This is a genomic window from Larkinella humicola (assembly GCF_008727875.1).
Classification (GTDB): domain Bacteria; phylum Bacteroidota; class Bacteroidia; order Cytophagales; family Spirosomataceae; genus Larkinella; species Larkinella humicola.
Genome location: NZ_VTWS01000015.1, coordinates 18,542 through 40,602, shown reverse-complemented (window position 1 = coordinate 40,602; position 22,061 = coordinate 18,542). Strand labels below are relative to the sequence as shown.

Here is a 22,061-nt window from a genome sequence, read left to right as displayed (position 1 = left end):
AGATCGTCGCGTGTCAGGCAAGCCGCACGGCACCTTTCCTGGCGAACATCCTGAAACCAGAGCGCTAAGTCCCCCCTAATCAACCCAACAACAAGTTTATGCGCTACCAAGTTAGTTTCTGGTAACCTTTCACCTAGTTTCATATTGGTCTTGCCGCTTCGGCGGTCCGACAGGATGGCCCACACCGCAATGGCGGACCGTGGGCGGCCCCGCCTTTTTGCAGTTAAGGCCCATGTCTGATAAACAAGTGGTTATGTAAAACTACTAGGAGGCAGTGACCCAAACAAGGGGTTGCCGCTATATTAGTGGCGTGCAATTTATCTCAAAATACCCTCGTTTGTGAGACAACGTAGTGTTGAAATGTTTCTACCGTCTTTGGCAGCTGTTGACTTACGAGCGGTGGTTTGTGAACGAACTTATTGAATTAAAATTAGACCGTTATCTTTAGTACCTATGAAAGGGTTGAGAAAGGTATAGATTTCTAATCGAGCTCGGTACGCTGTCTCGTCCTAAATTCCGTTGACCGTTTTGGTGATTGTTACTGCTTTTAATGACCTGTCTGATCCTGAAAATAAGTTGCCAGTTTGTCTCGTCCTAAATTCCGTTAACTTTTTTAATAAATGTTATTTTTTGTGGCCAATGACTTGAAAATGAAATGCTTAATCCTGATTAAGCCGTGATAATTATTACGGCTTTTAAAAATTGAGATTGTGAAACAGAAATAGCCGGATCGTGTGATTGTTGACAAAATTAGTGCCGCTAGTCTGCTGTTGAAACAAGTTCATATAGCCCAACTGCGCCGTAAACGTTTTGCTGAAGGGGTAGGCCAGTCCCACAAAAAACCGGTTTTGGTCAAAATAATTATAGGTAATGTGCCTGCCGGCATTGATGTGAATTTCATCCTGAACCACGAAGTTGGGAACACCGGGTTTGGGGGTATCACCTTTCAACGGCACCTGCACCGTAATCATGTACCGAAAACGGTAATTGAAAGAGTACCCATCGGCCAATTCGTTGCCCAGCGTTTTGCGGACGTTTCGTTCTTCGGCTCTGATCCATTGATTAAGGTGCAGGCGTTTGAAATGACCTTGCCAATTAATTTGTTGCCAGAAACGGTGTTCCGGTCTAACCAATGGATCGGCGCCATTCGTCGGCGGGAGCGCCGGGTAAAGACGGGCATGCGCATATCCGACCGTAAGTCTGACCTGATCGGACACGTAATATGTAAGGCCGGGACGCACGATCAGCGTACTCCAGCGGTCCAGAAAATCATCGGTACGGCGGGCGTGGAGATCCAGCCAGATTCCCCAGCGATTGCTCAAACGGGTTTGGTTAAAGTAACCCAGCCAGGCTTGCTGCTGGGTCCGAACTTGTTTGGTGGGTAAGATTTGCGCCGTAAGGTCATGCTGGGTGGCTAGGGCGAACAGCAGCAGGAAAGTAAAAGTACGGATCATAAAAGTGAAGAGAAAATTCCCGCCCGAAGCAACAGGCCCACGATGGCCGCGGCTGCAATCAGACCCAATTCCGATAGTTTCTTAAATCGATACAGTATTAGGGTGGCCGTTATGGCAATGACGATCGCTGGAAAATCCACCAGTTGCCGCCGGGCCAGAACCACCACAGCACCCGCGATAGCGCCAACAGCCGCGATGGTAATTCCATCGACAAAAGCCTTCAAACCGGGGTGTTTTCCATACCGTTTGAAGTAAGGGGCTGGCAGGATGGTCAGCAGGTAACAGGGTAAAAACGTGGCGGCTGCCGCTACACAGGCACCGGGGAACCCGGCTACCAGATAGCCGATAAAAGCGACGGTAATCACCACCGGTCCGGGTGTGATCATGGCCACAGCGACAGCATCCAAAAATTGCTGTTCCGTCAGCCAGCCGTATTCTTTGACAACACCACCATACAGAAAGGGCACGATGGCCAGCCCACTGCCAAAAACGAAGCTACCGGCTTTGGCAAAGAACAGCGCCAGCTTCCACAGAATGGAGTCGGTCGATATCGCCAAAACCTGGGTGAGAAACGGCCAGCCGGCCTGGTCTACTTTTGAATCCAACCGAACGGGTGGCGTTTTAATAAGCCAGTAGACGCCACCTGATCCGACGACCAGCCACAGTAATTCGGACTCCGTCAGGATTGTGGCAACTGCCGAGATGGCGAACAGCAGCCATCCCAGCCAGTCTTTCCCAATCGTTTTGGTGGTGAGCTTGTAAGTTCCAATCGTAATGATACCAATGACCGCGGCCCCAATGCCGTAGAAAATAGCCTGCATCCACGGCAATCCGTCAAACAGCACGTAAGCCCAGCCTAACCCTAAAACCATCAGGAAGGAAGGCAACACGAAGGTGAAACCGGCCAGGGTGGCCCCCCAAATGCCGTAATGAACATACCCCAGGTAAATTGCTAATTGAGCTGCCAGCGGCCCCGGAGCCAATTGAGCGAGTGCCATGCCTTCCCGGTAATCTTCTTCGGTGATCCATTGTCGATTTAACACCAGATCCCGGTGCATGGCACTGACTAAGGCGGGTGGACCGCCAAAGCCAAAGGTTCCCAGGCGCAGGAAGTAGCGCACCAAATCTGCTTTGGTGTAAGTTGGAGCAAGGTTTTGCATCACAAGATGATGGAATTACTTTTTAGGTTCCCAAGTATGTTTTTCCTTCTGTAGTTTGCTTACCCACGCGTAGAGGGCATCATACCACCGGGTTGGGGTTTGTGAAACCGTAACTGGCCGGGTGGATTGCGGACTGGAGGATGTGCTGATCATCCATAATAACCCGGTAATCCCCATGAACAGAAGGGTCCTCATGATCGTAAAGTTTAGGATTGAATCGAATTAGTGCCGCATCTCATCGGTCTTTTTTCCACCTTTCCCCAGTTGATCCAGAGCCGCTCGAAAACCTTTTGCCAATTCTGTGGCCGGACCGCGCCCGTAATAATGCAGGAAAATGGTCCGGGGCTGTTCCCCCAGCATGTGGTGATGCAAAGCAACCACTTCCAGTTTGTGTTGCCGCAGCGTTCGAACAACCGAATTAACCTCGCCCTCCAACATGGCAATGTCTCCGGCAATATGGGCGTTCGCGGCCTTTCCGGCAAAAGAAGCCCAGGAGTTCAGACCGATAGCTGCCGTCATTTCCGCACCCATTGCGATAATTTTTACATCATCACGCCCCACCGTGTATTTATAGGTGGGCCCATTGACGACTCCCGTATATTTCACAAGTGCATCGAGAGCGGGCAGATCGAAGAGGACTTTTCCGGTTAATGGCGTAGTACCATTTTGCGCTACGGGCGTAGGTTGATTCGCCGGAAACAATTTGGTGTTGCCAATCGCCTGTGCATATTTTTTGGCTAAATCCGCCACCGTTCCGACCCCGTGCAGGTGCATATAAAAGATGCGCGGTTGTTCGTAAAAAAAGTGGTTGTGAATGGCCGAAATTTCCAATCCGGCTGCGTGCGTGGCATCGATGAGTGGATTGACTTCGGTTTCCAGCAGAACCGTATCGCTCATCATGACCGTCTGCTGACCGTCCACCGTTTTCTTAAAGGATACCCAGCCGCCAAATCCAAAAGAGATGGGTACGGCTTCCCCTTTGACCGTGACTTTCAAATCATTGCGGGGCAAAGGCACAGTGTAAACCGCCTGCGCTTCGTTATACGTACCCTTCTTGCCCAACGCCGTTGCAATAGCTTCCTGTTCATTCACACTCAAAGGTTGGGTGTTTCCTAAAACTCCATTGGGGTTTAGATCCTGGGAACCGCACAAGGGCACAACCCCCGCGATAATGGTATTTTGAATAAACTGTCTCCGTTTCATAGCAGGGTTCGTGCAAACTGAAAGTATTTTTCTACCAATTGGTATTGAAAAAATAGATCGGACAGAGGTGGTAGCCGGGTGCAATTTTACGTCGTTCCCTGAACGAAAAATAGAACAGAACTAACCTTTTGTCTATTCTTTACTTTTTTGGCAAACTTATTCGAAAATCGGAAGGATTTTGCCTTGTATGTTTTTTAAAGATGCGGGTAAAATGACTTTGATCGGAAAACCCCGTCAGGTAGGCAATTTCCACCAGACTATGTTTGGAGGTTCGCAGCATGTCCATAGCTTTTTCATCGCGAAGCTTGCGGATGTATTCCCCGAAGGAATGATTGTCGAAGTATTTGCACCGGGCCACCCAAGCCAATCCGGCAGAGTGCTTTTCTTGCAGGGATCCAGCCAATTCCGCGCCCTGGGTCGCGCGTCTGTCATTTTCCTGGCTATCTCCGGCGTTACTACGTCGCTGTCCAGGATATTTTACTACCGGGCCATCAAGCTCGGCCCTGTCTCCCAAGTGGCCCTGATCGACAATGGAAGCATCGTGATTGCGCTGCTGCTTTCGGTATGGCTGCTGAAAGAACCCCTGACCCTGAAAACGATGGAAGGAGCCTTTCTTATTCGGCTAGGGCTGGGGTCATTGCCTGGAAATAAAAAACTGTTTCATAAGGCAGAGAAGTCACAAGCCTATGTCCGTATGATGTGATCAGAAAAATAGTTCGGCAAGATTTAGCTTTCGTGCTCCCATTCATAAAAAGCCCATTGAGGAGACGAAGATGCGGTATTTGTTGTCAGCTAAAGTACTGATTGATTCCAATTTTCTGAACCAATATCCTGACCATTGATGAAACCTTTTTTTCTGTTGAAAAATGATAGGTTCAGAAAAGTATGAATTGTTGATCAATTCCATTTTCTTATGTGTCTCGTTTTTGAATTGTGATATTTAAACTGCACAGCTATTCAAGGACGAGACACCAGATGGCTGCCTGAAAAAAATCTCCAGTATACTATTGCAAGTCCATTTCAGGTTGTATCATTCTGTCCGGATTGACGGACAACTTTGAATTACCGATTCATTGCATTTCGAGCAAACAAACTTGAGACTCGGTTTAACAAACCACCGTCTTTAAATCTAGCCTCCTAATCCAACCCGATCAGCGGTTGGTGTTTCCGGCAGTTCTCAGTAGCTTAGGCGGTAGAAAAAGCTCACCGTACATGAAAATCGTCTCGATTCAGAATCAGAACATCGTCACCGGTGATTTTGGCCGGGTTACCGGTAACTTGATCCTGCAATTGCTGCAACTCCACATCCACAACGAAACCGGTACTTCCTACAAGGAAGGCTGGCAGGATTACAGCATCCCGTTTGCTACATCCGGTTTTGACGGCCACCTGAATTTTAAGTTCGTCGAGGAAACCGATGACCGGCTGATCTTTCGCTACCGGGGTAGGGCCTAGGTCTGTTACGCTGGCCAGAAGGCAGCCCAGGCACCGGTACGGTGACCCCGGCGAAGAACGGCGGCAACACTTCGTTTAATTTCCAGTTATTCTACTGACTAAACCACTCATACGATGTGCTACACCGTTAACGCCAAAACTCCGCTCGCGGAACTGGTTGAGCAAGTCCGGGCCGCTCAGGCCCCCGACGACTACACCCCGCCCAGCCGCGTATCCGGTTTTGCGCATCCGCTGCTGCCGGTCATCACCGAAGACGATCCCAAAACCATCCAGCTCTTTAAGTGGGGTCTGATCCCGGCCTGGGCCAAAGAAGAAAAAGCCGCCGAACTGGCGAAAATGACACTAAACGCCCGCGAGGATACCATCTTTGAAAAACCGTCCTTCAAAGACAGCATCGTGAACCACCGCTGCCTGCTGCTCATCGACGGTTTCTACGAATGGCGGCACGAGGGTAAAGCGAAAATCCCGTACTACATCACCCTGACGGACCAAAAACCGTTGGCCTTGGGCTGTATCTATTCGGTCTGGAAAAATCAGCCCACGTTCTCGATTGTCACCACGGCGGCCAACCCGACCATGGAATACATCCACAACACCAAAAAACGCATGCCGCTGATGCTCAGTCACCAGGAGCAGCGTCGCTGGATCGACCCGGAGCTGACCAAAGCCGAGATCAAAGAGCTCATGCAGCCGCTCGACGAATCGCTGATGAATACGGAAGTCATCGAAAAATAATCCGTTCGTTCGTGTGACTTTTCGGGTCGTTCATCATCTCAATAGTAATGATGATGCTATTTTCGTCCACAGCTCCGTTTTTATCCAGTCGAAACGATCAACCCGCAGATTCACGCCAGCGTACCGATCCAGCCGGCCCCCCTCCGCTCCTTAAGGAATAAGAACCCGCGATACGGTAAACGGCAAAACGGGCGGTGTTGGCCCCATCCGCCGGTTGAGCTGGCCGTTGACAACCAGAAAATACGGCCCCGCTTTCGCCATCGTGGTATTGAACAGCAGCTTGTCGCCAAAACCCGTCCCGACGGTTCCCTGCAAATAATCGCTGCTGAGCGTGACCGGGAAAATCTGGTTCAAAGCGTTGCGGGAAACATAGAGCGTGTTTTGCTCCAGCCACAGCCCATCGCCCGCCGTTACCGGCGTGGATAACTGAATTTCCGCAATGCTTTGGTCGGCGATCCCGATCCGGTATAATTTGCCCACCGGCGAAATAACCAGAATCAGGTACCGGCCGTCCTCAGTCATCTCGATGCCGTTGGCGTTGACGCCGGTGGGGGCGTACGGAATCTGGGCGTTGGTGAACGTCAACCACCGCTCGATCTCGCCCGGCTGGCTGGCGGATACGCTGGTCCGGTAGACCTGCTGATTCCACGAATCGGTGAAATACACGTACTGGTCGTCCAGAATGCAGTCATTGATAAAACCGGTTGCCGAAAAAGCCGTCAAATCCCAGTTTTTGAGCAGGGAGCCATCCGGATTCAGCACCTGGATTTTGTTCTGGGTTCCCCCGCAGACCCACAGGCGGCCTTTGGCATCCAGTTTCAGGCCATTGCAGGTCGGGCGCCCCTGGGCAGAACCGGACGCAAACAGACTGGTGTTTCCGGTCTGGACGTCAACTTTCAGAATATCGCCGTTGCCAATGCTGCCGGTGTAAAAGACGCCCTGGTGGGCATCGTAGGCAATGCCTTCCGGGAAAAACGTATCGCCGGGAATGGGGTAGCTTTCCAGTTTAACAGCAATGGGGGCGATGATGTGATCATTCAGGCAGGCGCTACAGAGTACCAAAAGCAGAAGGACCAGCGTAAAGGAGCGATTCATAGGATGTTGGGTTAGCGATCAGACAGACTACCCCGCTAACTACCAAAAGGCGCGAACTGTTGCTGAAAAGTATCTGCCGGTCGGGGTCAGTTCAGAAACAAACCGCTTCCGCCACCGCGCGGATCGGGCTTGAAGGGCAGTTTCACCATCGTCCGCACTTCCAGCGAGGGACAGCCAAAATCAACCACCACTTTCCCTTCCATCCGGTACATCCCCCCACCCCGGTACGGGTATTTCTCCAGACTCTGGGGGAAATGCGTCGTGTCAAAATACTCGCCTTCCCGATCCAGAAAATACCCGAACACCATCCGCTGGCCGGTTTTGGTGCGAATGGCTTTCGCCGTCAGCAGGTAACCGGTGATGACGACGATGCGCCCCGCGTGTTCGCTCAGCGTCCGGGCGGTCACGCCATCAACCGCATCGGGCAACAGCTCAAACGGCGAGCGCAGCGGAAACCCCAGCAGTTCCAGTTCATCGTAGCGGTCTTCGGTCTCATCCTGCCAGAGGGGCGGCAACTGCCAGGTCATTTCCTCCAGCTCGAAAATCTCCGGCACCGCTTCGTGCTGCACGAAACTGTTCACCAGCGCGTGGGCGTGCCACAGCAGTTCCTTTTTGCTGCGGCCCAACGACCGAAAGACGCCGGTGCGGATCAGCAGGATCACTTGTTCTAGCCCGGCGGGAACGCGCCGGGTAAAATCCTCCAGGCTCTCGAAGGGCTGAATACTGCGCTGTTTCACCAGTTCCTGCACCACATTTTTCTCCAGGCCCTTGATCAGAATGAACCCCAGCCAGATCGTGTTGCCCTCGATGCGCGCCCGATACTGACTCTGGTGGAGATCGGGTGCTTCGATCAGGGCCCCGGACCGCCGGGCTTCGTGCACATAGAACTCGGTTCGGTAAAAACCGCCGAAATTGTTGAGCACCCCCGTCATGAACTCCAGCGGGAAATAGGTTTTCAAATACAGGCTCTGGTAGCTTTCCACGGCAAACGAAGCCGAGTGCGCTTTGCTGAAGCTGTAGCCTGCAAACGACGCAATCTGCCGCCAGACTTCGCCCGCGATGGCATCGGGATACCCCCGCTCCCGGCAGTTGGCAAAGAATTTCGCCTGGATGCGTTCAAACTCTTTTTTCGACCGCGACTTGCCACTCATCCCCCGGCGCAGCACATCGGCTTCCGCCAGATCCAGCCCGGCGAAGAAGTGGGCGACTTTCAGCACGTCCTCCTGGTAAATCATCACCCCGTAGGTGTCGGCCATGATCTGTTGCATCAGCGGGTGAACCGCCACGTAGTCCGACGGATTGTGGTGCCGCCGAATGAATTCCGCCATCATGCCACTGGAGGCCACCCCCGGCCGGATGATCGACGAAGCCGCCACCAGCGTCGGATAATCAGCGCACTGCAGCTTCCAGATCAGTTGCCGCATCGCCGGACTCTCGATGTAAAAACAGCCCATCGTCTCGTGGCGCAGGAGCTGCCTGCGGATTTTGGGGTCCTTCACAAACTCCTGCACCCGGTGAATATCGACGCTGATCTGCCGGTTTTCCCGTACCAGATCCACCGCGTCCTTGATGTGGCCCAGCCCGCGCTGTGACAACACGTCCCACTTGGCAAACCCGATGTCCTCGGCCACGTACATGTCCCACTGGCAGAGCGGGTAGCCCTTCGGCGGTAGCAGCAACGCCGTATAGTGGTAGAGGGGCAATTCCGAAATCAGAATGCCCCCCGCGTGAACCGATAAATAATTCGGAAAATCTTCCAGCAGGGGCGCGTACCGGACAATGTACTTCGTGTAGTCCCCGCCGACCACCGCCGTGGGATCTTTTACCAGCGCATCGATCTCCGCCTTGGGCAAGCCGAAGACTTTGCCCAGTTCCCGGTAGGCGGCCCGGTCGCGGAAGGTCACGTAGGTGGCCATCAGACAGACGTGCTCCCGACCCCACTTCTTGAAGATGTAATCCGTTGTCCTGATCCCATTAAAGTGAGCCAGTGAAAAGTAGGGTAAAAAACTTAACTTTCACTAGTCATCGAAAAGGGAATGAAGGCAACACGATTTACAGAATCGCAGATTGTGGCGATTCTCAATCGGACCGCCGACGCGGCAACAAGACAGCGGCCAGACGGTTACCCGGATCACCCGAGAGCATGGTATCAGTGAGGCTACCTTTTACAATTGGCGAGCCCAATACGGGGGTATGCAGGTCTCCGAAGTGAAGCGCCTTAAAGAGTTAGAGGACGAAAATCGTCGGCTCAAGAAGATGTTCGCGGAGCTAAGTTTGCAAAACGAAATCATCAAGGAAGCCCTCTCAAAAAAGTGACGGTCGGCCGCTGCCGTGAGGCCCGCCCAGCGTCGAGAGCTAGTCAGGTGGATGATCAATCAGAAACGGATTAGTCAACGCAAAGCCTGTTGCTGGGTGGGCCTCAGCCGCAACGCACTCGTTGAGCCAGCCGCCATTAAAGATAAGGACGAAGCCCTGGCCAGCCGGATTGAGCAATTGGCTCGACGGTATAAGCAGTGGGGCGTTTTGAAGATTTATCGGCGGTTACGTAAGCAAGGCGAGCTGGTAAATCATAAGAAAGTCAGACGCTTGTATAGAACGTTAGGCTTACGGCGAAAAACTAAAAAGCGCTTACCGGATGCAGTCCGTAAACCGCTGCCCAAAGCAACGGCTTGTAATCAGTGCTGGTCATTGGACTTTACGTCTGATAACTTAACCGGTGGGCGCAAGTTTCGCACCTTGAACGTGGTTGACGATTACAACAGAGAAGCCCTGGGTATTGAAATTGACTACTCCTTACCTGCGCGCCGAGTCATCCGCTTATTAGATCAACTAATAGAAAGATACGGCAACCCAGAGCGGTTACGAAGTGATAATGGGCCCGAGTTCATTAGTCAGTCCCTGCAGGATTGGTGTCGAGATAAGGCCATCGACTTATGTTGGATCGAACCGGGCAAACCAACCCAAAATGCGTATATTGAGCGCTTCAATGGGACGTTTCGCCGGGAGGTTTTAGACGCCCATATTTTTACGAGTATTCGACAGGTACGCCAAGTGGTGGATGAGTGGCTGGTGGAGTACAACACGGAGCGGCCCCATCAGGCTTTGCAGTTTATGACGCCACTTGAGTACCGACAGGCGGCATAAATTCCAGTCAAAACTGGCTCACAAAACGGGGTAAGGACATGATTGTTCCTAAAAGCATATGGTTAAAATTCACTGTTCAGGATTAAGTATCCGATTCATCAACCGTACAATTCTTACAGTCACTTTCATGCTGGCTCGACCGGCATGTGCATTACGCAACTTGAAACAGGAGTAATAGATGTATTAATAAAACCGCAAACGATGCAGATTTCACCATTGCTATTGAATGTAAAGATCATGCGAAAGCAATTGCTGGTTTAGAAGTAGGATCTTCAGTAATGATGGACAAAATGAAATTTCCACCAGCTATCCTAAGTGAAAGTGCATTTCTGGCTTCTGTTTAATTCAGATATTTATCAGACTTATGTTGATATAAAGCGAACTTGGTAGAATATGCTTAAGTAAATTTTGATTTATATTAAATGCAGGTTCCAACTTTTGATCATAAATTAGGGTCTTCACTTCATTCTATTATTAGCCATCTATTTACTAAATTTATTCCCTATGAAATTTCCATTTACCCGATTTGCAATTCCTGCAACATTGTTATTTCTGTTCGGTTCTTGTTCGGTGCAGGATCATTTGAAACCAGCATTTTCACCCAATCCCTACGATAACGTTCTGCTGACGAATGACGACGACCTTGCTATCGTTGCAGTTGAGGCCAATTCAACTTTAAAGGTAGGCGATGTTCATCCTGGGAAACTTGGTTTTGGAACTGTCTATGGCAAAGTAGCCGAAATTATTGAACTTGAGGGCAAAAAATACGCTTTGGCTCAGGGAGGAGATGGCTGGATAGATTACGGCTATGATGCACAGAGACGAGTTAACCTGTATCGAAGTAAGTATGCTTTTACGAAAGGAGCGGACCTGTATAAGTACGCTTATTCCCCCGGAAAAATCATTCAAACTTACGAAAATGAAGGCTTAATTGCTCCACATACATCCACGATTGACCTGAACGAATACGGTCTTATTCCAGAAAATAATGTAACGTATAATCAGGACGGATATGTAATCGAGCGTCGCGGTAACAACGATGACTACACAAAATACACGATTTTGGATGGAAATGTGGTTAAAACGGAAACGAAGGACGGCACTGGAGAATACATCACTACGAATGAATTTGATTTGACGAAACTCAGCGTTCCTTATCCGCTTTCATTCAAAGGAAAAAAGGATCGGAACTTATTACTAAAGTCAACGATGACCTATACCAAGATAGAGTCTCAATTTTCAGACTATAGAACCCTCTCGAAAGAATACCGCTACGTATTTGATCAAGCCGGCAAAGTGGCCCTCCAACTTACAATCACGACCCAGGCAAACGGAAAAATTATGCTGGATGGACAGGTTTATAAATACAAGTGAGCGCCAAAATAGTTCATTTTCTACTATCCAGAGCCTTTTACGAAACGTGTAAAAGGCTCTGGACTTTTTTGTAAGCTTCCCTCTAATGAAGACATTGTAGGATTAATCTCGGAACTTCAGCGCTTAGCGGCACTGACTTCCTCAAAAAGCCGCATCGCCATCAGCCCGTTTCCAACCGCACCACCGGCACGGATCGCGGCTGCAATGAACACGGTTTCGGCAATTTCTTCGCGCGTGGCACCGGCTTCAACGGCATTTTGAATGTGGGATTCAATGCAATACGCACACTGGGTGGTCAGCGCAACGGCAACCGACATCAGTTCCCGGTACTTGACGGGAATGACGCCATCGCTGCGTTCCGCCGTGTATTTCAGGTTTAAAAAGGCGGCAGACTCTTTGGGAGCAGACGAAAGAAGCATGTTCGTATAGGCACGGTCTTTCGGGGTTTGGTATTCGGCCATAGGGGTTTAGGGAATAGTAGTATTCACAGTAAAAAGGACAAAAATAGCTTGATTGCGTGAAGACAAGGTAAATAAAACAAACGAATTCTCATATAAATTACCTATACTTCCAGCTACCCGGTGATTCTTACCGCGATCGTCCCCGGACCAATCCAACGGCGAGCAACATGACCAGTGATACCACCACTCCTTTCATCACCGACTTGCCTCGGTCTGACGGTTTAGAAACAGTCGCCTTTTCCTCACGGCCGCGTTCGGCCGGCGTGTGCAGGTAAACATCGGTATGAGCAGGTGAAGCAGTTATTGTTACCGAATACGGCTTGGAATCTAACTCCATCGAATGCACATAGGCATAGTCCAGTACTTTAAGTCCCGGTATCAGCAAAATGAGTAACATGAGTATTTTCATACCCATAAGACGGAACGCTTCTCAGAAAGTCACACCAACCGGCTGATTTTCATTCGGGTAGCTCAGTGCATGCACTCATTCCGTCAGCGGGGCGGTGCGAATCGTGTCCCGAAACCGCTCAATCCGGCCGAGGTCGATCTGGTTCAGTCCCCATTTCGCCAGGACATCGGGCTTGCCTTTCAGCTCGTTTATAAGCCGGGTTAGCGTCGTCTGAATAATCTCGATTTCTTTAGGAGTTGTTTCAATCGTTACTTTCATCGTTTCGTTGATTAGTCGATCAAAAATGGTCAAAAATATTGCCAGTATACGCAGAAAACCGCCCTGGAATTTTCCGTTTCCGTAGATTGTTACCGAACATTAGTTTACGGTATGACTCCCACACATGTCGAGGCAGTATGAAAACCGGCATCTCGTCTTTTGTAGATGTCTTGTAGGAAGATATAGCCCCCCATTACCTAGCTCCTGAATCCTAAAACCCGGCACCGTGAAAAAACGAACCTTTCTCAAACTCTCTTCCTCTTTATTGGCAACACCCTCACTTTCAACCCTGGCAAACTGGATGGCCGATGAAAAACTTAAGAACTGGGCGGGTAATTTGCACTACAGCACCACCCGGCTCGATCAGGCTAAATCGCTGCAGCAGGTGCAGAAACTGGTCAAAAGCTTCGAGAAAATGAAGGTGCTGGGCACGCGCCACTGCTTCAACGGCATCGCCGACAGCACCACCCAGTTTGTCTCGCTGGTGGAAATGAGCCAGGTGCTTTCGCTCGATGCAAAAGCCAAAACCGTCACCGTCGATGCCAACATGAAATACGGCGATCTGGCTACCTATCTGGATGCCAAAGGATTTGCTTTGCATAACCTCGCTTCGCTGCCGCATATCTCCATTGCCGGAGCCTGCGCCACGGCAACGCACGGTTCGGGAATCAAGAATGGCAATTTGTCGACGGCGGTGGCAGCCATGGAACTGGTCCTGGCGAATGGCGAGGTTCGAACGTTATCTCGGGCGAAAGACGGCGAAGCATTTCGGGCGGCCGTGGTGCATCTGGGCGGGCTGGGGGTGGTCACCAAAATCACCCTCGACATCCAGCCGACGTTCCAGATGCGACAATACGTTTACGAGAATTTGCCGATGACGCAGTTAAAAGATCATTTTGACACCATCGAAGCGAGTGCTTACAGCGTGAGTCTGTTTACGGACTGGCAAAAAAACCGGGTCAACGAAGTCTGGCTGAAAGAGTGCGTCGAAAAAGGAAAACCAGCAGCCGCCAAACCGGAGTTTTACGGAGCCACACTGGCGACGAAAAACCTCCACCCCATTGCCGAATTATCCGCCGTCAACTGCACTGCACAGATGGGCGTGGCCGGTCCCTGGTATGAGCGACTCCCCCACTTCCGGATGGGATTCACCCCCAGCAGCGGCAAGGAGTTGCAATCGGAATATTTTGTTCCCGCCCGGAATGCTGTCGAAGCCATTCTGGCGGTCGAGCGGCTGCGCGACCACATCAGCCCGCACCTGATGATTTCGGAAATCCGCACCATCGACGCGGATTCGTTCTGGATGAGTCCGTGTTATAAACAGGCTTCCGTAGCCATTCACTTTACCTGGAAGCAGGATTGGGCATCGGTCAAAAAAGTATTACCGATAATTGAAAAAGAGCTGTCTCCTTTCAAAGCGCGTCCCCATTGGGGAAAACTCTTCACCCTCGCTCCTGCCACCCTGCAATCCCGGTACGAAAAGCTCCCCGAATTTAAAAAACTCATGGCCGACTACGACCCGAAAGGAAAATTCCGCAATGCGTTTCTGGATATGAATCTGTTTGGGAGATGAATGTATGGTTTACGATGGCTGACGCATTGGCCCCTAAATCCCCTAAAGGGGACTTGGACGTAGCTTAATCCAGATGCGAAAAGTCCGGCAGCGGCCGACCGTCCTTTAGGGGATTTAGGGGCCAATGCGTCAGCCACCGTAAACCGAATACCGTAAACCGTATACCGATCACGCTGCGGCCGGATCATTCACGGTCCATTTCCGCGAAACCGCCCAGAGGCCGAGGAAGGTAATTAAGCCGTTGAGAACCAGTCGTTCGAAGCCGAATTTGTAGCCATTGAACCACTCGACTGAATGGTTGTTGATGAACAACGTCAACAGTGGAGACGCAACACAGATCAGAGGGACCAGCCCATCGCGCACGGGGCGGTTGGTGAATAATCCGAAGGCATACAACCCCAGCAAAGGGCCGTAGGTGTAGCCCGCCAGATCGAAAACCGCCGTCACCACATCCTGGCTGTTCAGGCGGTTGAAGATGATGATAACCACAAAAAACAGCACGGAAAAACCGATGTGAACCCAGTGCTTGATGCGCGCCCGCTCGATTTCCGGACGGCCTTCCACGTTCATGAAGTCGATGCAAAACGATGTGGTCAGGGCGGTCAGGGCGGAGTCAGAACTGGCGTAGGTGGCGGCTGTAATGCCCAGTAGAAACGTAATGCCAACCACCATTCCGAAATGATTGAGGGCCAGCAACGGGTAGAGGTCATCGGTTTTGGCCGGAATGGCAATGCCTTTGGTTGTGGCATAAATGTACAGCAACGCACCCAACGACAGGAACAGAAAAACGACGACGGAGAACGTTCCGGTAAACCAGTACATGTTTTTCTGAGCCTCTCCGATGTTCTTGCAGGTCAGGTTTTTCTGCATCAGGTCCTGGTCCAGCCCGGTCATGACAATGGCGATGAAAATTCCGGAAATAAATTGCTTGAAGAAGTTTTTCGGATCGTTGGCGTCCCAGAAAAAGATTTGGGAATAATCACTCTTCGCAATTGTCGACACCATTTCGCCGAAGCCCATCCCCAGATCGCTCGAAATCAGGATGATCGTCAGAATCACCGCCGTGACCAGAAACGTGGTCTGGAGCGTGTCCGTGACGATGATGGTTTTTACGCCCCCTTTGAACGTGTAGAGCCAGATCAGCAAAATGGTGATGGCCACCGACACTTCGAACGGAATCCCGAAGCTGTCGAAGATGGCAATCTGCAACACCCCGGCCGCAATGTAGAGCCGGATGGCCGACCCAACCGTCCGGGCCAGCAGAAAGAAACCCGCCCCGGTTTTGTACGACCAGAAACCAAACCGTTTTTCCAGGTACCCGTAAATCGAAATCAGGTTCATCCGGTAATACAACGGCATCAACACCGTCGCGATGATGTAGTATCCGACAACGTTCCCCAGGATTACCTGAAAGTACGAAAACGCCTTGCTGCCAACCGCGCCCGGCACCGAAATGAAGGTGACCCCGGAGAGGGATGTACCGATCATGGCGAAGGCGACTAAATACCAGGGGGTCTGGCGGTTAGCGGTAAAGAAGGTATTGGTATCGGCTCCTCGGGAAGTATACCAGGAAACCGTGATCAACATGGCAAAATAAGCAATCAGAATCGTTAACGCGATGTTGGGATTCATACCGTGTGGGGCAACTTTTTAAGTAAACAATGGGTTATTATTCTGGAGGTTTTGTTATTCCACGGATGAATAAAGCGTGGCAAAAGCGGCCAAATTTTCGTAAATTTGCTAAACAAACAAGAAAATTCGTGTAATGCAACCGTTCGAAGAAAATGACGTCGAGGTATTGGAAGAAGTTGTTGATACCGACCTGTATAATCTGGTGGTCTTCAATGACGATGTGAATACATTCGATCACGTCATTGACACGCTGATCGATGTCTGCGACCACACGGCCGAACAGGCTGAGCAGTGCACCATCATCATCCATCACAAAGGAAAATGCCGGGTCAAAAATGGCTCGTGGGAAGAACTGGTCCCCAAACGAAACGAAATCTGCCGGAGAGGCATTTCCGCTGAAGTCCTTAAATAGTTAAGAGTTAAGAATTATGAGTGAAGAGTTTGGGCGCCCGCACTGGCGCCCAAAATTCCTCCCTCCTAACTCTTAACTCCTCACTCATAACTCTTAACTAACCTTGGAGTTTCCTTCCAAATTAATAGAAGACGCGGTCAACGAAGTGTCCAAATTGCCGGGAATTGGTAAAAAAACTGCACTCCGGCTGGTTTTGCACTTGTTGAAGCGGGATGAAGAACAAACGAAAAGTCTGGCGGAAACCCTGATCGCCATGCGGTCGAAGGTGAAGCACTGCCGAAAGTGCCACAACCTCTCGGACCACGACCTGTGCGGTATTTGCGCCAGCCACAAACGCGACCGTTCGCTGATCTGCGTTGTGGAAGATACCCGCGATGTGCTCGCCATCGAAAACACGGCGCAATACAAAGGCATGTACCACGTGCTGGGCGGCATCATCTCGCCCGTCGAGGGCGTTGGCCCCAGCGACTTAAAAATCGAATCGCTGATCGACCGGCTCCGGCATCCCGACAGCGACGCGGTCAAAGAAATCATTCTGGCCCTCAGCCCAACGATGGAGGGCGACACGACGGCTTTTTACCTCCAGAAAAAACTCAAAGGATTTTCCGTTAAAATCTCCACGATTGCCCGCGGAGTTCCGATTGGCGGTGACCTCGAGTACGCCGATGAAGTAACCCTGGGCCGGAGTATTCTGAGCCGGATTACGTACGAGTAAAAACGGCCACTTTTTTCTTTACCGGTTTTACGGTTTTCAGGTAATCATAAATTGCCCCCAAATCCTGCTCCGACATCCCGGCATACATCGACCACGGCATAACGCTGGCATACCCATCCCCCACGTCGGGTGCTTTGAAGGTAGCCGGGTCGTAGGTTTTAAACCGGGCGATGAAAGCGGCTTTCGTCCAGGTTCCGATGCCGGTTTCCGGATCAGGGGTGATGTTGGCCGTCCGAAGAACACCATTCGTCAGTTTGATTTCTGTCCCCCCCGCAAAAGCGGCTTTTTTCGTTACCCCGCCCATCCCCCGGCGCGTGTGGCAGTCGGCACAGCCCGCCATCGTAACCAGATATTTTCCGTATTCCACCCCGGTTTTTTCTACGGGCATTGTCTGAAACCGGGCTTTGTGGGGCATCATTCTCATCGCCAGTTTGATCGGTGCAGCCGGTTTTGATTCGGGTACGGTATTTTGCACCGGCTCCAGCGTCCGCAAATAAGCCAGAATTGACCGGGCATCGCTTTCGTCCATTTTCCCGTAATTGGTGTAGGGCATCAACGGAAACAGCGGTTTTCCGTTTTTCGAAACGCCCGCCGTCATCGCCAGCAACAGTTCCATATCGCTCCAGTTTTTCAGCGCAAACGGCGTGATGTTTTTGGCATAATATGTCCCCGGCAATCCGTAATTTTTGCCAAATTCGGCTCCCCCGCCCCCGAGCGTTCCCGGCACAACCGGCCCCGTTAGCCGGGCATAATCCCGTTTGGAATGGCAATCCAGACAAACGGCCACGTGATTGGTGAGATAACGACCACGCTCGATCTGGGCGGATGAAGTGGGAAGTGCGACAGTACGAAGGCGACCGGTGGCCGGCGAATAGGCTTTGGGCTTCACGCAGCAACTAATGGCAACCGAAAAGGCCGCCAGGAGCAGGAACGAAAAACGATTCATCTCAGGAGTTGTTTACTGGAACGCAATACTACGAAACTTCCCCTTTTTCATTGGCATCGGATTCTGACTCTTGAGCGAACGGAAACCGAATTCCGTGCCGTTTGTTACAAAAAAGTCGCTTTCTTTGCGAATCATGAAAACATTGCCGTTTCGGGCGTGTTTTCCAACAAACCGGGTATCTCACCTCAAACCATTTGGATATGAATCGCAGTGAGTTTTTGAAAGTAGCATTTGGAAGCGTCCTTACCCTGAAAGCCCTCCAGTCGTCGGCCTTTGCCGGCTCGTTCCAGGCCGAAGGGCCCTTCAAACTGGCTCCGCTCCCCTTCGACTCGGGTGCGCTGGAACCGCACATCGACAAGCAAACGATGGAAATACACCACGGCAAACACCATAAAGCGTATGTCGATAACCTGAACAAAGCCGTCGCTGGCTCCCCGATGGCATCTATGTCCATTGACGAACTGGTAAAAAAAGTGGACAGCAGCACCCCTGCGGCCATCCGGAACAACGGGGGAGGTCACTGGAATCACACGTTTTTCTGGAACATTCTCGGTGCTACTGGCGGCAAACAGCCTTCCGGCAATCTGTCCGAAGCCATCACCAAAAAGTATGGTTCCTTCGATAAGCTCAAGGAAGAGTGGGGCAAAGCCGCAACGGGCCGCTTCGGTTCCGGCTGGGTGTGGCTGATCGTCAACGGTCAAAGCATCGACATCGTTTCTACTCCCAATCAGGACAATCCGCTGATGGCCCTGGCCGAGAAAAAAGGCACACCCATTCTGGCCCTCGACGTCTGGGAACATGCCTACTACCTGAAATACCAAAACCGCCGTCCCGATTACGTTGCCGCGTTCTGGAACGTGGTTAACTGGGCGAAAGTCAACGAGTTGTATAATGCAGCCATGAAAGCTTAAGGTAGTAAAAAAGACATCTGAGCCTACCGGTTTTTAGCGTGTGTACAGTATACATTCCTAAAAACCGGTAGGCTCAAATGCCTTTTTTACTACCTTTGCGCCTTGACTAAACGGAGGACATCAACAACATGAGCGACATTCTGTATGACCAAATTCCGTCGTTGGATCTGGCCGATTTCAAGGCCGGAGATCCGGAACGGAAGGCCAAATTTGTCCGGGATTTGGGAGCGGCTTTTAACAACATCGGTTTTGTTTCCATCCGAAACCACGGATTGACCGACGATCTGACGGACAATCTGTACAGTTCGGTCAAAGCGTTTTTTTCGGCCGACGAGGAGACCAAGAAGAAATATGAATTTCCGGAGCTGCACGGCCAGCGCGGATACGTAGGGAAGAATAAAGAAACGGCGAAAGGCTTTAAAGTAGCCGATCTGAAGGAATTCTACCACGTCGGACAACCGGAGCCGATCAACGGGATGCCGGAAAATGTCTTTCCGGACGAATTTCCCGATTTCAAAAAAAATACCGTCGTCACCTATCAAACCCTCGAAAATGCAGGCCGAACGCTGCTGCGGGCCATTGCCCTGTATCTCGAACTACCGGAAGACTATTTCGAGGATAAAGTGGACCACGGCGACAGCATTCTGCGCGCCATTCATTATTTCCCGCTGAACCCCGATCTCGTGCAGGAAGGTGCCGTTCGGGCCGCTGCGCACGGCGACATCAACCTCATTACGCTCCTGATGGGAGCCAGCGCCGAGGGCCTGGAAGTGTTGCGTCGCGACGGCAAATGGATTCCGATCACCGCCCTCCCCGATCAGGTCATTGTCAACGTCGGCGACATGCTCGACCGGCTGACGAACCACAAACTGAAATCGACCATCCACCGCGTGGTGAATCCGCCCCGCGAAAAAATGAACAGCCCCCGGTATTCGATTCCGTTTTTCATGCACCCCCGGGGCGACATGGATCTAAGCTCGCTGGAAAGCTGCATTTCGACCGAAAACCCCAGGATTTACGAAGACATGACCGCCGGTGCTTTCCTGGATGAGCGTTTACGCGAACTAGGTTTGAAGAAGAGTTAAATTCTGGTATCTTTCGTTCAAGTTACCCGCTTGTTTTTGTCGTACCGTGACCAGCTCTTTGCCGGTGTTCTTCCGGATCACGGTACGACAGAATAACGATCTTCCCGTATGGCCTCTTACCTTTCAACCCTTTCTCCCATCGCTCCGGTAAGGCGCATCCGGTACATTATATTTCTGAAAGACGTTCTGATTCTGGCCTGTACGACCTTTGGTGGCCCCCAGATCCACCTGGCCATGATGCTCGACCGGTTTGTGGCGAAACGTCGCTACCTCACCGAAGCCGAACTGATGGAGCTGAATGCGCTCTGCCAGGTGTTGCCCGGCCCGACGTCCACGCAAACTGTTACGGCCCTCGGGTTCAAAATTGGCGGCCCCAACCTGGCGTACCTGACCCTGATCGTCTGGGCATTTCCGGGTGTGATGATCATGACGCTGGTGGCCATTGGCATTTATTACGTTCAACAAAACTCCATCTCACTGAATTTTACCCGGTTTATTCAGCCCATGGCTGTCGGTTTTCTGATCGTGGCTGGCTACCGGATTGCCAAAAAGGTGATTCTCAATCAGATGGGTATGGTTTTAGCCATTATCTCGGCTCTCACGGCCTATGCCTTTCCGTCGCCCTATATTACACCCATTGTTCTGGTAGCCGGCGGTTTTGCCACGGCTTTTGCCTACAAAAAGCACGAGAAGATGGAAAAAGCGCCGTTTAAAATCCAGTGGGCCAACTTCTTCCTCTGGATCGGGGTTCTGCTGGCTGCGGCTACGCTGGGGGCCATCACCAAATCACTCCCCCTGCGGCTGTTCGAAAACTTTTACCGCAACGGCAGTCTGGTATTTGGCGGAGGGCAGGTCCTGACGCCCATGCTCTACAATGAGTTCGTCGAGTTCAAGCACTACCTGAGTCGGCAGGAATTTCTGTCGGGTTTGGCGATTGTCCAGGTTACACCGGGGCCGGTTTTTTCGTTTGCTTCCTACATCGGAGTGCTGTCCATGCGGGATGCCGGACTGAGCGGTCAACTGCTGGGCGGTTTTGCGGCCACCGCCGGTATTTTCCTGCCCGGCACGTTCCTGATCTTCTTCGTTTACCGGTTCTGGAATCAATTGAAACGCTACCGCGCCGTCCGGGCTTCGCTGGAAGGAATCAATGCCGCCAGCACGGGACTCACGGCATCGGCGGCCATCTCCCTTTTTCAACCCATGGCCGAAAACGGACTGTCGGTTGTCGTGGTGGTGGTCACGATTTTGTTGCTCGAATACACCAGGATACCACCCTACGTGCTGATCATTGCGGGTCTATTCATGGGTTTTCTGGTTTAGACCACCGGCTTCCGGCCACCTTGTACCCATCTCCGGTCTCTTTCTCAAAAGTAGCAGCCATTGACCCATTTGTGACAGCCTTTTCGGGCATTGAAGCCGACCTTTGATCTATCCGAACCGGATAACCAAACCAAAACTTCACACGCCATGAAAACGCTTATCAAATCCCTGCTCGTCGCCTTTACCCTGACGTTGATTACCGTCTCTGCTTCTCTGGCTGAAGCCCACAAGCCCATCGGTCGGCCCAAAAACGTAGCCTCTTTTAAAAGTAGTATTTATACCACCCGTGAAGGAAAAGTTCAAATTGCTTTAAACAAAGAAAGCGGTGGCTCCGTGATGGTTCGGCTCACCAACAAGGCCGGTGCCGAATTTTTCGTCCAGCAATTTGGCAAACGCCACCAGGCTTCCCGGCTGCGGCTGGACGTCAGTGCCCTGCCCGACGGAATCTACCAGATCGCCATCACCAATGGTGTCGAAACCACGACCTACGGAATGACCCTCGGCACCCAACAACAAGCGGGTCCGGTTTCCCGCCTGGTGGCTTTTAACTAAAGCGCATCGCCCCAACCGACACTACGAATGACTGATTATATCCACCCGGAACGGCTGACTCTGTATAGGGTTGGCCGTTTTTCTGCATTGTTAATCCCATACATCCAATTTGAAAAGTGGAAACGACACGTTGCATCCGAAACCGACAGACTGTTGGCCCAGTCGTG

22 protein-coding genes and 1 pseudogene are annotated in these 22,061 nt (G+C 51.4%); 12 read left to right on the top strand and 11 right to left on the bottom strand.

What is annotated here, in order from left to right:
• Positions 1 to 695 precede the first annotated feature (695 nt).
• The 4 genes from F0P93_RS31020 to F0P93_RS31890 all read right to left on the bottom strand — a co-directional run bounded on the left by F0P93_RS31020 (position 696) and on the right by F0P93_RS31890 (position 4,097).
• Entirely contained in the window at positions 696 to 1,454 is a 759-nt protein-coding gene (locus tag F0P93_RS31020; RefSeq protein WP_150881682.1) for a DUF2490 domain-containing protein, read from the bottom strand.
• Entirely contained in the window at positions 1,451 to 2,614 is a 1,164-nt protein-coding gene (locus F0P93_RS31015) for a chromate transporter (RefSeq protein WP_150881681.1), read from the bottom strand. Before F0P93_RS31015 ends, F0P93_RS31020 begins: the two co-directional genes overlap by 4 nt.
• Before the next feature lie 222 nt (positions 2,615 to 2,836).
• A complete protein-coding gene (locus F0P93_RS31010; RefSeq protein WP_150881680.1) occupies positions 2,837 to 3,817 on the bottom strand; it encodes a DUF1259 domain-containing protein in 981 nt (326 codons plus the stop codon).
• Positions 3,818 to 3,956: 139 nt separating this feature from the next.
• The gene (locus F0P93_RS31890; protein WP_229315790.1) at positions 3,957 to 4,097 is read right to left on the bottom strand and encodes a helix-turn-helix domain-containing protein; all 141 of its coding nucleotides are present in this window, start codon (positions 4,095 to 4,097) and stop codon (positions 3,957 to 3,959) included.
• On the opposite strand from F0P93_RS31890, the gene F0P93_RS31000 reads away from it, so the two are divergent.
• The 3 genes from F0P93_RS31000 (at position 4,077) to F0P93_RS30990 (ending at position 6,007) form a co-directional block, all read left to right on the top strand.
• Positions 4,077 to 4,520 (top strand): EamA family transporter, encoded by a 444-nt coding sequence (locus tag F0P93_RS31000; protein WP_225309730.1) that lies wholly within the window; start codon positions 4,077 to 4,079, stop codon positions 4,518 to 4,520. The genes F0P93_RS31890 and F0P93_RS31000 overlap by 21 nt on opposite strands.
• A gap of 509 nt (positions 4,521 to 5,029) precedes the next feature.
• Positions 5,030 to 5,272, top strand: a complete 243-nt coding sequence (locus F0P93_RS30995) for a hypothetical protein (protein ID WP_150881679.1) — start codon at positions 5,030 to 5,032, stop codon at positions 5,270 to 5,272.
• 114 nt (positions 5,273 to 5,386) lie between these two features.
• Positions 5,387 to 6,007 (top strand): SOS response-associated peptidase, encoded by a 621-nt coding sequence (locus F0P93_RS30990; RefSeq protein WP_150881678.1) that lies wholly within the window; start codon positions 5,387 to 5,389, stop codon positions 6,005 to 6,007.
• A 150-nt stretch (positions 6,008 to 6,157) separates the two neighbouring features.
• Here F0P93_RS30990 and F0P93_RS30985 read toward each other — a convergent pair whose 3' ends face one another.
• Complete coding sequence (locus F0P93_RS30985; RefSeq protein ID WP_150881677.1) at positions 6,158 to 7,102, bottom strand: Vgb family protein; 945 nt, start codon at positions 7,100 to 7,102, stop codon at positions 6,158 to 6,160.
• 86 nt (positions 7,103 to 7,188) lie between these two features.
• The gene (locus tag F0P93_RS30980) at positions 7,189 to 9,054 is read right to left on the bottom strand and encodes a helix-hairpin-helix domain-containing protein (protein WP_225309733.1); all 1,866 of its coding nucleotides are present in this window, start codon (positions 9,052 to 9,054) and stop codon (positions 7,189 to 7,191) included.
• Between the two features lie 84 nt (positions 9,055 to 9,138).
• Between F0P93_RS30980 and F0P93_RS30975 the strand changes: the two are divergent.
• Positions 9,139 to 10,246: pseudogene (locus F0P93_RS30975) on the top strand (IS3 family transposase).
• Between the two features lie 504 nt (positions 10,247 to 10,750).
• Positions 10,751 to 11,620: a hypothetical protein gene (locus tag F0P93_RS30970; protein ID WP_150881675.1), complete on the top strand. Its 870-nt coding sequence runs from the start codon at positions 10,751 to 10,753 to the stop codon at positions 11,618 to 11,620.
• 116 nt (positions 11,621 to 11,736) lie between these two features.
• On the opposite strand, the gene F0P93_RS30965 is transcribed toward F0P93_RS30970, so the two are convergent.
• From F0P93_RS30965 to F0P93_RS30955, 3 genes are all read right to left on the bottom strand, one after another.
• On the bottom strand, positions 11,737 to 12,081 hold the full coding sequence (locus F0P93_RS30965; RefSeq protein ID WP_150881674.1) for a carboxymuconolactone decarboxylase family protein: 345 nt from the start codon (positions 12,079 to 12,081) through the stop codon (positions 11,737 to 11,739).
• A 127-nt stretch (positions 12,082 to 12,208) separates the two neighbouring features.
• Positions 12,209 to 12,490, bottom strand: coding sequence for a hypothetical protein (locus tag F0P93_RS30960; RefSeq protein ID WP_150881673.1), 282 nt, complete (start codon positions 12,488 to 12,490; stop codon positions 12,209 to 12,211).
• A 75-nt stretch (positions 12,491 to 12,565) separates the two neighbouring features.
• Complete coding sequence (locus F0P93_RS30955) at positions 12,566 to 12,748, bottom strand: hypothetical protein (protein ID WP_150881672.1); 183 nt, start codon at positions 12,746 to 12,748, stop codon at positions 12,566 to 12,568.
• Positions 12,749 to 12,974: 226 nt separating this feature from the next.
• On the opposite strand from F0P93_RS30955, the gene F0P93_RS30950 reads away from it, so the two are divergent.
• Positions 12,975 to 14,321: a D-arabinono-1,4-lactone oxidase gene (locus F0P93_RS30950; RefSeq protein ID WP_225309729.1), complete on the top strand. Its 1,347-nt coding sequence runs from the start codon at positions 12,975 to 12,977 to the stop codon at positions 14,319 to 14,321.
• Positions 14,322 to 14,489: 168 nt separating this feature from the next.
• On the opposite strand, the gene F0P93_RS30945 is transcribed toward F0P93_RS30950, so the two are convergent.
• Positions 14,490 to 15,953 carry a sodium:solute symporter gene (locus tag F0P93_RS30945; protein ID WP_150881671.1) on the bottom strand — a complete coding sequence of 488 codons (1,464 nt, stop codon included), beginning with the start codon at positions 15,951 to 15,953 and terminating at the stop codon, positions 14,490 to 14,492.
• A 133-nt stretch (positions 15,954 to 16,086) separates the two neighbouring features.
• On the opposite strand from F0P93_RS30945, the gene F0P93_RS30940 reads away from it, so the two are divergent.
• A complete protein-coding gene (locus F0P93_RS30940; RefSeq protein WP_138993930.1) occupies positions 16,087 to 16,365 on the top strand; it encodes an ATP-dependent Clp protease adaptor ClpS in 279 nt (92 codons plus the stop codon).
• A 103-nt stretch (positions 16,366 to 16,468) separates the two neighbouring features.
• On the top strand, positions 16,469 to 17,080 hold the full coding sequence (gene recR, locus F0P93_RS30935) for a recombination mediator RecR (RefSeq protein WP_150881670.1): 612 nt from the start codon (positions 16,469 to 16,471) through the stop codon (positions 17,078 to 17,080).
• Here the strand turns inward: recR and F0P93_RS30930 are convergent.
• Positions 17,067 to 18,026: a c-type cytochrome gene (locus tag F0P93_RS30930; protein ID WP_150881669.1), complete on the bottom strand. Its 960-nt coding sequence runs from the start codon at positions 18,024 to 18,026 to the stop codon at positions 17,067 to 17,069. The genes recR and F0P93_RS30930 overlap by 14 nt on opposite strands.
• A gap of 200 nt (positions 18,027 to 18,226) precedes the next feature.
• Between F0P93_RS30930 and F0P93_RS30925 the strand changes: the two genes are divergently transcribed.
• The 4 genes from F0P93_RS30925 to F0P93_RS30910 all read left to right on the top strand — a co-directional run bounded on the left by F0P93_RS30925 (position 18,227) and on the right by F0P93_RS30910 (position 21,894).
• Positions 18,227 to 18,937 (top strand): superoxide dismutase, encoded by a 711-nt coding sequence (locus F0P93_RS30925; RefSeq protein ID WP_150881668.1) that lies wholly within the window; start codon positions 18,227 to 18,229, stop codon positions 18,935 to 18,937.
• A 128-nt stretch (positions 18,938 to 19,065) separates the two neighbouring features.
• On the top strand, positions 19,066 to 20,022 hold the full coding sequence (locus F0P93_RS30920) for an isopenicillin N synthase family dioxygenase (RefSeq protein ID WP_150881667.1): 957 nt from the start codon (positions 19,066 to 19,068) through the stop codon (positions 20,020 to 20,022).
• 108 nt (positions 20,023 to 20,130) lie between these two features.
• Entirely contained in the window at positions 20,131 to 21,342 is a 1,212-nt protein-coding gene (gene chrA, locus F0P93_RS30915; protein ID WP_150881666.1) for a chromate efflux transporter, read from the top strand.
• Between the two features lie 147 nt (positions 21,343 to 21,489).
• Positions 21,490 to 21,894 carry a T9SS type A sorting domain-containing protein gene (locus tag F0P93_RS30910; protein ID WP_150881665.1) on the top strand — a complete coding sequence of 135 codons (405 nt, stop codon included), beginning with the start codon at positions 21,490 to 21,492 and terminating at the stop codon, positions 21,892 to 21,894.
• The last annotated feature ends 167 nt before the right edge of the window (positions 21,895 to 22,061 follow it).